At 39.4% G+C, this 14,098-nt stretch carries 12 protein-coding genes; 9 read left to right on the top strand and 3 right to left on the bottom strand.

Annotated elements, in window-relative coordinates:
- Positions 1-13 precede the first annotated feature (13 nt).
- Both DESOR_RS21840 and DESOR_RS21835 read left to right on the top strand, forming a co-directional pair.
- On the top strand, positions 14-1,648 hold the full coding sequence (locus DESOR_RS21840; RefSeq protein WP_014186765.1) for a response regulator transcription factor: 1,635 nt from the start codon (positions 14-16) through the stop codon (positions 1,646-1,648).
- Between the two features lie 148 nt (positions 1,649-1,796).
- The gene (locus tag DESOR_RS21835) at positions 1,797-2,606 is read left to right on the top strand and encodes a methyl-accepting chemotaxis protein (RefSeq protein WP_014186764.1); all 810 of its coding nucleotides are present in this window, start codon (positions 1,797-1,799) and stop codon (positions 2,604-2,606) included.
- A gap of 23 nt (positions 2,607-2,629) precedes the next feature.
- Here the strand turns inward: DESOR_RS21835 and DESOR_RS21830 are convergent, their stop codons facing one another.
- Together DESOR_RS21830 and DESOR_RS21825 are read right to left on the bottom strand one after the other, a co-directional pair.
- On the bottom strand, positions 2,630-3,091 hold the full coding sequence (locus tag DESOR_RS21830) for a hypothetical protein (RefSeq protein ID WP_014186763.1): 462 nt from the start codon (positions 3,089-3,091) through the stop codon (positions 2,630-2,632).
- Positions 3,092-3,337: 246 nt separating this feature from the next.
- Positions 3,338-3,496, bottom strand: coding sequence for a hypothetical protein (locus DESOR_RS21825; protein ID WP_242832384.1), 159 nt, complete (start codon positions 3,494-3,496; stop codon positions 3,338-3,340).
- Between the two features lie 225 nt (positions 3,497-3,721).
- Between DESOR_RS21825 and DESOR_RS21820 the strand changes: the two genes are divergently transcribed.
- Positions 3,722-4,924 (top strand): NAD(P)/FAD-dependent oxidoreductase, encoded by a 1,203-nt coding sequence (locus DESOR_RS21820; protein ID WP_014186762.1) that lies wholly within the window; start codon positions 3,722-3,724, stop codon positions 4,922-4,924.
- A gap of 115 nt (positions 4,925-5,039) precedes the next feature.
- Here the strand turns inward: DESOR_RS21820 and DESOR_RS21815 are convergent, their stop codons facing one another.
- Complete coding sequence (locus DESOR_RS21815; protein WP_014186761.1) at positions 5,040-5,909, bottom strand: pyridoxamine kinase; 870 nt, start codon at positions 5,907-5,909, stop codon at positions 5,040-5,042.
- A 106-nt stretch (positions 5,910-6,015) separates the two neighbouring features.
- Between DESOR_RS21815 and pdxR the strand changes: the two genes are divergently transcribed.
- The 6 genes from pdxR to DESOR_RS27565 all read left to right on the top strand — a co-directional run bounded on the left by pdxR (position 6,016) and on the right by DESOR_RS27565 (position 14,076).
- On the top strand, positions 6,016-7,425 hold the full coding sequence (gene pdxR, locus DESOR_RS21810; RefSeq protein ID WP_014186760.1) for a MocR-like pyridoxine biosynthesis transcription factor PdxR: 1,410 nt from the start codon (positions 6,016-6,018) through the stop codon (positions 7,423-7,425).
- A 246-nt stretch (positions 7,426-7,671) separates the two neighbouring features.
- Entirely contained in the window at positions 7,672-8,259 is a 588-nt protein-coding gene (locus DESOR_RS21805) for a DUF4352 domain-containing protein (RefSeq protein ID WP_014186759.1), read from the top strand.
- Positions 8,260-8,410: 151 nt separating this feature from the next.
- A complete protein-coding gene (locus tag DESOR_RS21800) occupies positions 8,411-8,785 on the top strand; it encodes a response regulator transcription factor (protein WP_042332618.1) in 375 nt (124 codons plus the stop codon).
- Between the two features lie 246 nt (positions 8,786-9,031).
- Positions 9,032-10,507, top strand: a complete 1,476-nt coding sequence (locus DESOR_RS21790) for a GAF domain-containing protein (RefSeq protein ID WP_014186756.1) — start codon at positions 9,032-9,034, stop codon at positions 10,505-10,507.
- Positions 10,508-10,525: 18 nt separating this feature from the next.
- Positions 10,526-11,074 carry a hypothetical protein gene (locus DESOR_RS21785; protein WP_014186755.1) on the top strand — a complete coding sequence of 183 codons (549 nt, stop codon included), beginning with the start codon at positions 10,526-10,528 and terminating at the stop codon, positions 11,072-11,074.
- Between the two features lie 20 nt (positions 11,075-11,094).
- Positions 11,095-14,076 (top strand): [Fe-Fe] hydrogenase large subunit C-terminal domain-containing protein, encoded by a 2,982-nt coding sequence (locus DESOR_RS27565; RefSeq protein WP_014186754.1) that lies wholly within the window; start codon positions 11,095-11,097, stop codon positions 14,074-14,076.
- The last annotated feature ends 22 nt before the right edge of the window (positions 14,077-14,098 follow it).

Genomic DNA, 14,098 nt, shown 5'->3' with positions numbered 1-14,098 from the left:
AAGGGGAATAAGAATGGTCAAAATGAAAGTGTTAGTGGTTGATGATGAGAAACCGGCTCGAGAGACCTTAACCTATCTGATTGATTGGAACTCCACCGCCTTTGAAATTGTCGCCACAGCAAAAAATGGCCGAGAAGCTTTAGAAAAATATAATGATTTTGCTCCGGACCTTATCATCACAGATATTCAGATGCCGGTAATGGATGGACTATCTTTAATAAAAGCAATTAAGGACCGTAATCGTTGGACTAAATTTGTAATTTTAAGTTGTCATGAGCAATTTTCTTACGCGAAAGAAGCCATACAAATAGGTGTAACAGACTATCTGATTAAAGATATGATGACTCCACAAGATGTCTATACAACGCTGGACAAGGTTCAAATAGAATTGGAAGAACAGGAAAGACTCCTGGACCAATCATTTAGAACAACGTTAATCGCGGGTGAAGAACTTTTTCAGGTTGCCAGGCCGGTTGCTTTAAAGACTATTATCTTAGACGATCTGCCAATGAGCAAAAAGACAGCTTTATTAAATGAATTCAAATTAAACCTTAAGGCAAGTTGTTTTGTACTTTTTTTAGTTTGCTTGGATAAGCATGCTTCTTATATAGGATATGATAGGTGGGCTGAGTTAGAGAACAGAGTTTGTGGTTCTATTGAGAAGATCTTGGCTGAAGGTCTGGGCGGAGAATGTTTTTATCATCAAAACGGAGAGTTTATCGTGATTGCTAATTTAGAAGAGAGTGCAAGTGAATTAAAACATATCTCAAAGAGCTTCCAAATAGCCCAGCGCATCTATAGAAGTCTTCTAAAAGTCCAAGATTTTACGATAACCATAGGAATCAGTCAAGGGTTCTTTAGGCTTTGTGATAGTATAAAGCGATATGAAGAAGTAAAAGAAGCGGTAAAAGACAAGGTTTTATTAGGTAAGGAAAAAATCATCTTCTACAATACAAAGTTGAATCAATATGCTTCCTTAACTCACTCGGAAGTAGTTGATAAAATTGCCAAAATAAATACATACCTCCAGCAGAAAAACCTTGCTAAGGTAGAGGAAGAATTGAGAATTCTATATGGAGTAGATCTGCAAGGGTATGTACATTACAGTTACCTGAAAGAAATAAATGCCCATATGTACGGCTTAATCATCAATTTTGTCAACACATACGGCATTAGGTATGAAGAATTATTTGGTTGTAACTATATTCCTTTCCAACAGGTAGAAGATTTGAACTCTTGTGAAGAAATTGGAGAATGGTTTAATAATGTTTTTGCGCAAATCATTAGACAAAGAACGGTACAGGATACTCAACGATATACCAGACATGTTAAAGCAGCCGTCGAGTATATTAACACTCATTACAGCAGAGACATTAGTCTTTCAGAGATAGCGGGAGCGTTATCCTTACATAAAGTGTATCTATGTCGATTATTTAAACAAGAAACAGGGACTAATTTAATTAATTATATAATGAAGGTAAGAGTTGAAGAGGCAAAAAAACTCATGTTTAATTCTGAGAATAAACTTTATAAAATTGCCGAGCAGGTAGGATATGGAAACATCCAAAAATTCAGTGCGGCTTTTAAAAAAATGACAGGTATGACACCCAGAGAATTTCGACAATATTCCAGAAGAGCTCCTAAGTGAGAAACTTAGCAGTAATCTTAGATTTATAGCTTAATTTTTGAAGGTTTTATGTAGCATAATGTCGAATATAATCAATCACGGAACATGGGCTAGGTTTTTAAAGAAATAGTTAGCAAAGTAGAGATAGTAATAACACGGGGGTATGAAAGTGACAAAATTTGATGCTTATCAAATAATAGCTGGAGAAATACAACAATTCTTTGAGGAAGATGTTGCAGTTACCCTTTTTGATACTGAGAAAATTGTTGCTTATTACCCGGGAAAAACTATTGATACCAAAGCTAAAATCGGGAATCCGCCTACCAAAGGGTCTAATGTGATAGAAGCTTTGACAAGTGGACAACGGGTTGTCCGGCGGGTTACCAAAGATTTGTTTGGAGTGCCTTTTGTAGGTATTGCTTTGCCCATTTTTGAAGGATCGAAAATAGCAGGATGTATAGCAATTGCATGTTCGTTAGAGCATTATGACAATCTTTTAAATACAGGACAGGAAATCCTTGATGCAGTTGTTAAAATTTCATCTTCTGCACATAATCTATCGGGTGCAACTGAAGAGCTTGCCGCAACCATTCACAGTATGGATGATGAAACTGAAGAAGTAAGCAAAGAAATGACTAGAACCAATGAATTAACTCAGCAAATTAAGAAGATTTCTAAACAGAGTAACATCCTTGGAATCAATGCAGCGATTGAAGCTTCCAGAGCAGGAGAGTATGGACGAGGATTTGCCATTGTTTCAGAAGAGGTCAGGAAACTTGCCACAGATACGGATGCATCGACTCAAGCCATCGAAAGTAATGTACAGGAAGTCCAATCCTCAGTCGGCCTTTTAATCGAAGCGATTAAGCAACTCACAGAAGTAACGGAAAGTCACGCTACTGAGGTTGCAGAAATTGCCGACACCTTAACACGGATTGAAGCTTTGGCTAAGCAGCTTGTGATCATGGGCCAACATTGATTTAAACGCTATCGAATAATATTTTAAATTGGAATTATATGCTCCCCTTTGAAGAAGGACCAAGCTGATATTGAGCACCAAGCTAAATAAATAAAGGGCTGTATATATTTATAGATGCCAATGACTTCGTATAAGCCGGATTGAATCATCACAGTACCTACCGAATAATTTAATAAGACAAAGACTAATACATAAGGAATTAAAAAGATTTTCCTATGGGGCAAAAAATAAAAAAATAACGTAAAATAAAAAGTCCAGGCAATGGGTGTCCAAAAAGAGAAAATCCCCAAAAGACTGGTGGCGCCAAGATTTTTGTAATTTAAATACCCCAAAAAATGAATTATTGCTACTAGTATGGAGTCTCCGATACCTCCAAAGATTAAGCCGTAGAGCAAATATTTTTTATATAAATTTCTCGGTATGATAACAATAGTAGCAAAGCCGATCGAAACAGCGAATAACAAATAAAACGACAATTCAAACATAAAGATTCCTCCTTTATATGCTAACGTTATCATTATCATTTCCAGATATTTTTGGGCTATTCCAGCAAGATAGAAGAGAAGCTTCATGCAGAGTTAAATATATTTCCTAAAAGCTCTAATTCCTGAAGACAAATGATGCAGTCTTTCATATAGTATCTCCTTTACAATTTTAAATTTATTATAAGCTTAAATACACAATAATCCCGCTTTTTTTTGAGCGGGATTATTGTGTATTTAAGTAAAATCCTAAAGAAGGGCTTCAGTTTTTTCAGTTTTGAACAACACTAATTTCTCCTCAATGCATGCTTTACCGGTTAGCCTATAACCTTTAGGGCCATCTTGCATAGTAGCAATGATCACTTGCATTTGAACGTTAGCTTTAATATTTTGTTGAGTGATTTCCATTTTATAAATGCCAAATCCTAATCCCCCTTAAGTATTTTTAGTCTGTATCACCCTGACAATTTAATTGTATCTTAATATGGAATTACTTAGAAAGATGTTAAATAATTAACATTTTGTGAATTAAATCTCTTAAATAGAAGTTGCTTAATTTGGAAAAACTGGGATTAGACCAAGGTTTATTCGGAGGGTGTAATTATGTAATTTGTAAACTGGGGAGGTAGTGCATTGGCAAGGATCATTGTGGCAGGGGGTAACTTTTCAGGACTTACAAGTGTGTTAGAACTACGGAGGAAAATAGGCTATGATCATGAGATTATTCTCATTTCGAAATCTCCCGACTTCTTATTTGTGCCCTCTCTGATTTGGGTTCCTTTGGGAAAGAGAAAACTAAAAGATCTGACAATACCTCTAAATTCTATAGTTCGGAGAGCAGATGTTCATTTTATTTGTGCTGAGATTACGGAGATAATAGCGGAAAAAAAGATTGTACGATGCGGAGATAAGGACTTAAACTATGACTATTTAATTATTGCTACCGGTCCGGAATGGGTTTTTGATCAAATACCTGGAGAAGGCTTAGGGAGCAATGTTTCCTTCATTGTCAATCCTGAGAAAGTGCTGGAAGCGCGTCAACGATGGCTGAAGTTTATCACGGAACCTGGACCGGTTGTAATTGGTGTGGTACCAGGCTCTCAGTGTACCGGACCCGCTTACGAGTTTTTATTTAACATTGAAAAGCGCTGTCGAGAACTTGATATTCGCAAGAAAGTAGACATCACCTTTGTTACCTCGGAACCTTATTTGGGGCACTTAGGTCTTGGTGGCATTATGGGAAGCAACTACATCCTCAAAACGATGCTGCCTTTATTTAATATTAACTACATAACCAATGCAGAAATCCGAGAAGTGACAAACCAGGCCCTACTGCTTAAAAGCGGCCCAAAAATACCTTACAAGTATTTAATGATAATGCCCAGGTTTAAAGGGGCTAAGGCAGTACAAGATTCCAAAGGATTAGGAAACTCCGAGGGCTTTATTCCGGTATACGATACCTACCAGCACAAAAATTATCCTCACATTTTTGGAGTGGGCATAGCGGCAGATCTGCCCATGCAGTTCAGAACTCCCGTTGCAATCGGTATTCCAAAGACGGGGTATGCAGCCGATGAATCTGCGAAAACAGCTGCAGAAAATATTGCCCGATTGCTCAGAGGCAATGAGCCATTGGAGAGAAAGCCCATGAGTCAAATACCTGAGTTATGCATCATGGATGCGGGGGGCAAAGAAATGTTGAGCTTTTCAGATAGTTTGCTGAAACCACGGAGATTTTCTATAATCCTGCCCAACCCCTTTTGCAATATCAATAAGCTTATGTTTGAAAAGTATTACCTATGGAAAGTGAGACACGGCCTAAGCAAGCTTCCTTAATCACGTTTTTAGTCTGAAAAACAGATGAATCAAAGAACCCCGCTCAATTGCTTTTACAATGAGCGGGGTTCTTTGTATTGGTGACGCATAAGCGGTATGGCAGCCAAATTATGAGTTACCCCAACAAGGACTCGTCCAATAAGCCTAATTTCTTAATAAGATAGGGAAGAGCTCTTTCGAAGCATACTCCATATCTCTTTTCCAGTTCAGCTTGGTGAGTCAAAAGAATGCACCTGTGAGTATAGTCTACGGCAATCTGGGCGGCTTCTTCCAGAGGGAAGTTATTTAACAGTGCGGATAATAAGGTGCTGCCAAAGACATCCCCGGTTCCATGAAAGTAGCCTTCAATTCTGTCATTAAAGGCGTAGCTGACTTTACCGCTTTCACTATCGAAAGCGGCAGCTCCCAATTTGTCTTTCTCCAGAGAAACCCCGGAAAGAACCACTTTTTTAGCCCCCAGAGAGGATAGCTTTTTCAAGGTTGACTCAATGTATTCCTGAGAATAATTCTCGCCAACATAGTCTTCATCTAAAAGAAAAGCCGCTTCGGTTAAGTTCGGAACAATAATATCCGCCTTGGCACAGAGTTTTGCCATGCCTTTGGCCATTTCCGGTGAATATACAGAGTATAAAACCCCATTATCTGCCATGACAGGGTCAACCATAATCATGGTCTCGGGGCTTTTAAAAGTATCAAACAAATCGGCCACTAAATCAATTTGCTCGAAGGAACCTAAAAAACCGCTGTATAAGGCATCAAACTTAATGCCAAGAGATTGCCAATGATCGGAAATAGGTTTAATATCTTCGGTTAAATCTCTATAAGTAAACCCTTCAAAACCACCTGTATGCGTGGAAAGAACAGCAGTAGGCAATACACCTGTGTCAAATCCTGCAGCAGAAAGAATAGGCAGTGCAACAGTCAGAGAACATCTGCCGACACAAGAAATATCATGAATTGCCGCGATTCTTTTTTGCCTGTCCATAATGATAAATCCTCCTTGACAATTAATAGATTGATTATAGAATAAAACTGTTACCTATGACAGTGCCAGTTTTAAATATATTTATAGTATCAGTTTGGAGGAATCTATGATTACATTGCCTATTTGTACCACCGATACCCCACTGTACAAACAAATCTATGAGTGGGTCAAAGCAGAAATCCAAGCCAAGAATTATAGACCTCATGACAAACTGCCTTCAAAGCGCAAACTTTCGGAACACCTATGTGTAAGTATCAATACCATCGATGCCGCATATAGCCAATTAATGGATGAAGGGTATATTATGGCAGTTCCTAAAAAAGGGTATTTTGTTTGTGAGATTGATGAATATCATAATATAAGTATAGTTGAGCATGACACTACTCAGAGAGCCCAAGAAGGTAAATCCAAGGTAGTGGTTGATTTTTCTCCCAGTGATATTGACCATACTTCTTTCCCATATAAAATTTGGAGAAATTTATTCAAGAGTTGTTTTGATGAAGCTGACTCCAGTATCTTAAAACGAACGGTTTCCCAGGGAGATATGAATTTAAGAAAGGAGTTGGTTACCTTTTTGCATAGCTCTCGGGGGGTCAACTGCGACGAAAAACAAATTGTGATAGGGGCTGGGACGGAAAATTCCTTAAGAACCTTGAGCCTTGTTCTAAGTAAAAACACAAGTATTGCTCTTGAAAATCCTGTATATCGAAAGGCTTACCAAACCTTTTCTCATATGGGCCGCAAAATATTGCCTATTCCCATTGATGACAAGGGAATCGAGGTTGAGCCCTTACAAGGTCTTTCTCATGTAGCGGTTTATGTAACTCCTTCCCATCAATTTCCCTTAGGTATCAGCATGCCCATAGGCAGGCGAGTCGAACTTTTAAATTTTGCCAACAGAGCTGAGGGGCGATATATAATCGAAGATGACTACGACAGTGAATTCAGATACATACGTAAGCCAATCCCTTCCTTGCAGAGCATTGATAAGAATGGAAAAGTAATTTATATAGGCACCTTTTCCACGTCAATTGCCCCTTCGATCAGGATTAGTTATATGGTCTTGCCTATAAATTTACTTAATGACTATTATAAAATATACAGTGAATTTGGATCCGAAGTCTCAATTCTAGAACAGAGATTAGTAGCTGAATTTATCGCTGAGGGATATTATGAAAAGCACCTCAATAAAATGCGAAAGCTTTATAAAGATAAGCGCGGGCATTTGCTCAAAGAATTAGCCGTTTTTGGGGATAATATTAAAGTTATTGGGGAGAGTGCGGGCAATCATATTTTGATTAAACTGTTGACATTAAACAATGAAAATGACATGTGTCAAGCTGCGGCGAAAAATGGTGTCAGGGTTTATCCTATTTCAAATTATTTGATCGGCCCTAGGCTGGAGAAGTATCAGAATACGTTTTTGTTAGGATATGCTGCCTTAAGCAAGGAGGAAATATCCAAGGGTGTTCATTTGCTCGGAACAGCTTGGAATTTGGCGGTTAGTTCTATTTAATATATTTATCATAGATTAGAGCTATGTCTTTGATTTGTTTATATAATGATAGATTTCAAGACTGAATAAGGCAAAACTAGCTTATCCAGTGCTCATTAGGGAGAAACGCCCTTGTTTCAATATAAAATATATTTATTAAGGCATATGCGCAATCTATAGACGATTGAGGCTCTTTGTGCTAATATTCACTTAACAGAAAGATGGAAGTACTCAAATGACTTATTCAATATAAAAGGAGGACATTCTATGGAAAATGCAACACCAAAGATTGGAAGGCAGCGTCGATATTTCTCTCATAAGCAATATTGCTTACTTGTCCTCTTAGTTCCTATGCTAGTTTTTCTATTAGGTGCCGGAGCATTAACGACTCAGGCCCATACAAATGTATCTCAATTTGATGTCGGCCAGGCTGTAACGCCAGCTCAACCGATTTATGCAGCAGGCGAGACTATACGAATAGGGCATTTCCAATACAAAATAACAAGTGTACAGACCATTTCTGAAGACATGGATATTATGAAGTCACCCAGATACGGCAACACATACCTTATTATTGGACTGATTATTGAGAATCAAAGCCACGCAGATGTTGAGGTCAGGAGCAGCATAGGGTTTAATCTGAAAGATATGGATGGACAAAAACAAGAACCTAGTATTGGTGCGATTTTAGCAGTAAAAGATCCTATCGACGGCACCCTCCGGGCCGGAGAAACAGTTTCAGGAGAGATCGGGTATGAAGTTGAAAAAGGAGTTCAAACCTTTGACTTATCGGTTATTCCTGATCCCTTGAGCTCTAAGACTCAAGTGGCTGCCGTTCGAATTTCGGTGGAATGATAACAAAAATAGCTTAAAACAAGAGTGCGATTCTCGCACTCTTGTTTTATTTTACATTTCCGTAACAGAAAACAAAACTCACGTTACAAAACTGTTGTAATATTTAGTCAAATCCTGTAGACAGCTTGTTAGAAGGAACGAGGTGATTGTTATGCATAAGATACTAATTGCGGATGATGAACCACATATTAGAATTTTATTGGAGCAGACCTTAGAAGAGTTGGAGGATGAGGGAGTAGAACTGATCGTAACTGAGAATGGTTCGGAGGCATTAGAAAATATTCAAGCCGAAAAACCAGCATTAGTGTTTCTCGATGTCATGATGCCTAAAATGAATGGGTTTGAGGTTTGTGAAACGGTAAAAAAACAAAAGGATTTAAGAGATCTATTTATTGTTTTGTTAACAGCGAAAGGTCAAGAGTTTGATAAGTTAAAAGGACAGGAAGTTGGTGCTGATCTCTATATGACAAAACCATTTAATCCCGATGAGATCGTGTCCAAGGCTCGGGAAGTATTAGGACTATAATGATTGTCCGGCTGGGAATAGTCCTGATTGTCATTTCCTGGGTAGTATATGGGTTGATTTTTATAATGGCCTGGATCGTTAATGATTGGTATCTTAGGGTGACTATCGGCGGCCTGTTATATTTGTTGAGTCATTTGGTATTTTGGCTGGGAATGTTGATGTTGGGTAAAGAATTTTTCAAACAGCCTATGTCAAGGAGCTTATTGAAATGGCTAAAATCTAAATTCTTTAAGGAGAAACCTATGGATGAGTAAAGGATTGCTTAAAAAGTTAGTCTCCAAGAAAGGGTTTAAAAGTTTAATCGCAGATATCGAGAAGATTATGCAATCTCCCTTTTGCATAAAAGACGAAAAGGGGAAGGTTTTGATTGGAAATGACCCCGGCAATAAGTCAATGCATCCAGTAAATTTTAACTCGGAAATTGTTGGCTGGGTCTGTGGAGATGAACAATTATCAGGGCTCGCTAACCTTCTTTCATTTTGGATGAGCTTAGAATCTGAAAAGACCAGCCTTGGCAAAGAATTATTAGACAGGTATAGGGAGATCACCTTTTATTTTAATATTACCGAACAGTTGGCAGGCAATCATGGACCTAAAGAGGCTGCTAAGCTCCTGATAGCAGAGGCGAAAAGGATTATAAAAGCGGAAGATATTTCAATATTACTTATTGATAAGGATGATGCTGAATTATTAGCCACGTCCACGTCAGAAAGCTTTTCCGGAGAAATTTTTCAAGCCTGTCAAGTCATTGTCCACAATGTACTCAAAAATGCCAAACCAGAAGTCATTAATCAATTATCTGGGGATCATCGCTGCGTTCAGGAGAGCATGCCGGTTGAGGCCCTAATGTGTGCCCCTCTGACCATTAACAATAAAATATTGGGCGTCATTATGGTCAGCAATGATACGGGCAATGGCTACACTGCGGGTGATTTGAAAATGCTGATGACCGTTGCCTATCAAGCTGCGGCAGCTATTGAAAATGCTAAGTTGGTTGCTGCTTTAAAAGAGACCATTATTGACCTGCAGACAAAAAAAGAGGAACTGACTGAAGCAATCAAAGTCAGAATGGAATTTAGCCATTTGTTTATTTCGGTTGTCTTGATGTTTAGCTTGTATACTTTTTTACTAGCTATTATGGATAAGATTCAAGTCAATGAACAGAGTCTTTATGTAACAAGCCGATTCCTTGAGATCAGTTTTGTTTTTGCCAATGTATGGCTGGTTTTTCGCAGCGGGCTGCCCCTCAATAGTTTCGGTATCACTCTATTAAACACCAAGAAAGCAATTTGGGAATCTCTTCTGATCAGTGCAGTTCTTATGAGCGGATTGGTGATCTTCAAATGGTATTTGCTTAAAAAGATGCCTGCATTTCAGGGTGCCTCAATTTTTACCTGGAACTATGTGGGATGGGATTACGTCACATATATTGTGGTTGCTCCCCTGCAGGAATTTTTGACACGAGGAGTCTTGCAAGGTTCAATTCAACGATTTTTGATGGGTCGATTTAACTGGTTATGGGCGACTATTTTGACATCCACATTGTTTGGCGTTTTTCATGTTCACGAATCCCTTATGTTGGGAATTGCGGCTATTGCCGGCGGAATGGTGTGGGGATCTATGTATGCCAGGCATAAGAACTTGATCGGGGTAAGCCTATGTCATTTCTTAATCGGTAACTGGCTTGGAATACTTGGTCTTTGGAATATGATGATAGGTTAGTCATGGGAGGTTAGTCAATTGTATACTACTGCACAAAAATATAAATGGGCGTCTGTTCGAGTTTTTTACTACTTTAATATTCTAATCATGGCGTTAACTGGGGGACTTTCGATCTATGTGGTGGCACCTTATACATCCTATATGTTTTTTAATGATCTTGCCTTTTGGAAATATCTGAAATATTATCATAAACTTATTGTTCAACTTTACCGGATCATGGGCTTTTGGTTGTTTGACCCAAAGTACAGGGAAATGTATACCCAACCATTAACGTCCCCCCCTTCTTTGGGTCCTGACCGCAGAAAGATCAAACTATCTGCACATTGGCAAAAGGCAGACAATGACTGCGGGAATTGTATTAATTGCTGCATTAAAATCAAATGTCCGCTGATCGATCACCAGAGGAAGCTCTGTCTAAGCTACAATACGGTTTACTGGCGATATTTTTCCTGCGGTTGTTACCCTGCTTCCCAAAAACAAATTGATTACTATGAGTGTCCTAAATGGGTCATAAAAGAAAGTAGTTTAGAAGTTGATGTTAAGACAAGGAAAGCCAGCCTTATCTAGAAAAAGGAGGGATGAGATGGATGAGACTGCCGGAGGTTATAAGAGTCGATAAATCAAAATGTCAGCATTGTCTGGCTTGTATTCAGGTTTGCCCGGTCAAACTTTGCAACATTGTTGAACGGGATGGTATTTCCGTACAAAGTGACCTTTGCATTGGCTGCGGGGAATGTATAAGAGTATGTCATGAAAAGGGTCACCAAGCCCGCTATGGAGTTGACGACTTTGAGGCCCTCTTAGGAGATCTGCACTCAGGGGTTTCAATTGGTGTGATGGTTGCCCCTTCAGCAGCAGTCAATTATGAAAATGCCTTACCCCAGCTGATTACTGCCTTGAGGTCGATGGGGGCCGCTTATGTCTTCGACGTTAGTTTTGGTGCTGAAATAACGACCTATCTTTATTCCAAAACACTGCAGAAGGGTGAAAAGGGTCCAATTATTGCCCAGCCTTGCCCGGCAGTGGTAAGCTACATCGAATTATATCAGCCGGAACTGATTCCGTTTTTGGCAAAGACTCAATCTCCAGCTTTAGATGCAGCCCTCTGGATCAAAAGCCAAAAAGAGTACAGCAAGCTGAAACTGGCTTTCTTAGGACCTTGTTTAGCAAAACGCAGAGAGATTCACGATCCTAACACCAGGGGACTTGTGTCTTATAATATTACATATCAATCCTTAGATGGATACCTGCAGTTAAAGGGATATGAATTAAAGAATATGGAGTCTGGGGCGTTTGATACACCGGAAGCGGAACGAGGAGTGGGGTATAGTCAGCCGGGCGGTCTGACGGAAACCTTACTAAGATTTGGCATCCCTTTGCAAAGGTATGAAATCTCAAAGGTTGAAGGACCTCAGGAAATCTATTCAAGCTATTTGGCAGGACTTCATGAAGACATTCAACGCCAAGAAGGTCCTGTCTTGGTGGATATTTTAAATTGTCAGTGGGGCTGCAATCTGGGACCGGCGGTGAGCAATTGTAAAACTCATTATCAAATTGAGCGTATTATGGAGATGCGAAAACAGGGACAATTGGCGAAACATAGCCCTCTTACTCAGAATGGAGCCGATATTTTCCGTGAGGTTTATGAATGGTTAGAGGAACAATCCCTGGATTTTTCCAGAAGCTATACTGATAAATCTTCGTTCAGCCATTTACATCAGCCAACCTTATCGGAAGAAAGGCGGCTCTGGGAAATGATGCATAAACCCACTGAAGAAGAACGGCTTATAAACTGTTCATCTTGTGGGTATGGAAGCTGCCGGGACATGATGTTAGCTATCTATAACGGGTTAAATCATGTGGAAAGCTGCAAATATTATCTGTTCAAAGAAAACGAAGTCAATATAAGCAAAATCCAAAAACAGGCCAAAGAACTGGAAATACAAAGAGACCAAATCACGGCCTGGAATGAAGAACTGGAAATCACCGTTGAAGAACGCACCTCAGAATTATCCCGCGCCAACGAGTTATTACTAAAAGAAATCAGTGAAAGGGAAGTGATAGAGCAAACTCTAAGACAGACAAAGGAGGACTTGGAGCAGCTAAATGAAGAATTGCTCAGTTCTAATGAAAAGTTAAAAGAACTGGACAGCATGAAATCGGATTTTTTATCCACAGTATCTCATGAGTTAAGAACTCCCCTAACCTCGGTGTTAGGGTTTGCTAAAATCATTAAAAAGAAAATGGATGAGGTGCTCATACCCAATCTCCAGATAGGAGAGAAGAAGACCGATCGAGCGGTGAAACAGGTGCGGCAGAATGTTGATATCATTATCGCTGAAGGGGAACGATTAACCAGTCTCATTAATGATGTTTTAGATATTGCCAAAATGGAAGCAGGTAAAATTGACTGGAATATGGAAAATAATTCATTACAAGATATTATTGATCGAAGTACGGCTGCGGTTAGTTCTTTATTCGAGGAGAAAGGGCTTCTGTTAGTCAAAGACATTGCCGACGATCTGCCGGAGGCCTGCTGTGACAAAGACAGAATCATTCAGGTGATCATCAACCTGTTATCTAATGCGGTAAAGTTTACCGCTGCAGGGACAATTACTTGTCAAGCCTGGAAAACAGGAGATGAGATTACTGTAAAGGTTATTGATCAGGGGATTGGCATCCCCCGGGAGCATAAAGATAAGGTGTTTGATAAATTTAAGCAGATTGGCGATACCTTAACCGACAAGCCAAAAGGCACAGGCTTGGGACTGCCAATCTGTAAGCAAATCGTTGAATCCCATGGGGGAAGGATTTGGGTTGAGAGCGAGCTGGGAGTGGGGAGTGTCTTTACGTTTACACTTCCGGCAGCTAAGGAGACATTGGTACAAACGATTGACATCGAGTCTTTAGTTAAACAGTTGACGGATCATACAACCAGGTCTGCTCCTTTAATCGAAGGTGACAAGCGAATATTAGTTATTGACGACGATGATAATATCCGTCAGTTTCTCAGGCAAGAGTTGGAATCCGTTGGATATTCAGTGCAAGAAGCATCCGATGGACTAACGGCCATTAATCTGATTAAACGGGAAAAAATGCACTTAATCCTCCTCGATGTCAAGATGCCGGGGATGAATGGTTTTGATGTAGCTGCTATCCTTAAGAATGACCCAGGGACTATGGACATTCCTATTGTCATACTTTCCATTGACGAGGATAAGGAACGAGGCTATAGAATAGGGGTTGATCGTTATTTAACCAAGCCCTTTAATACTGAGCAGCTTCTCAAAGAAATCAGTAGTTTGCTGGCCCAAGGAAATCACCGTAAGAAAGTGCTGGTTGTTGATGAGAAAAAAACCCAGTTAAACTCTCTTGCTGAAGCATTAAAGAATAAGGGGTATCTGGTGTGTGAAGCAGCAAATCAGGAAGAATGTTTGGAAAAAGCGACTCGAGAAAAGCCCGATGTGATTGTGGCCACCATGATAGTTTCCGAAACCTATGATTTAATGACGAAGCTTGGTAAAGAGAAAGGCTTAGAAAATAGTTTCTTCCTTTTAGTTGATATATGATCATTCGAAAATTACAGCAAGG

This window comes from Desulfosporosinus orientis DSM 765 (genome assembly GCF_000235605.1).
Taxonomy (GTDB): Bacteria; Bacillota; Desulfitobacteriia; order Desulfitobacteriales; family Desulfitobacteriaceae; genus Desulfosporosinus; species Desulfosporosinus orientis.
The sequence above is the reverse complement of the archived record's forward strand: the minus strand, read 5'-3'. Positions and strand labels throughout refer to the sequence as shown.

What these genes read in the sequence shown, in the direction of transcription:
- DESOR_RS21840 (WP_014186765.1), top strand. Translation starts at nt 14, where the DNA reads ATGGTCAAAATGAAAGTGTTAGTGGTTGATGATGAGAAACCGGCTCGA.
- DESOR_RS21830 (WP_014186763.1), bottom strand. Translation starts at nt 3,091, where the DNA reads ATGTTTGAATTGTCGTTTTATTTGTTATTCGCTGTTTCGATCGGCTTT.
- DESOR_RS21825 (WP_242832384.1), bottom strand. Translation starts at nt 3,496, where the DNA reads ATGGAAATCACTCAACAAAATATTAAAGCTAACGTTCAAATGCAAGTG.
- DESOR_RS21815 (WP_014186761.1), bottom strand. Translation starts at nt 5,909, where the DNA reads ATGGACAGGCAAAAAAGAATCGCGGCAATTCATGATATTTCTTGTGTC.
- pdxR (WP_014186760.1), top strand. Translation starts at nt 6,016, where the DNA reads ATGATTACATTGCCTATTTGTACCACCGATACCCCACTGTACAAACAA.
- DESOR_RS21805 (WP_014186759.1), top strand. Translation starts at nt 7,672, where the DNA reads ATGGAAAATGCAACACCAAAGATTGGAAGGCAGCGTCGATATTTCTCT.
- DESOR_RS21800 (WP_042332618.1), top strand. Translation starts at nt 8,411, where the DNA reads ATGCATAAGATACTAATTGCGGATGATGAACCACATATTAGAATTTTA.
- DESOR_RS21790 (WP_014186756.1), top strand. Translation starts at nt 9,032, where the DNA reads ATGAGTAAAGGATTGCTTAAAAAGTTAGTCTCCAAGAAAGGGTTTAAA.
- DESOR_RS27565 (WP_014186754.1), top strand. Translation starts at nt 11,095, where the DNA reads ATGAGACTGCCGGAGGTTATAAGAGTCGATAAATCAAAATGTCAGCAT.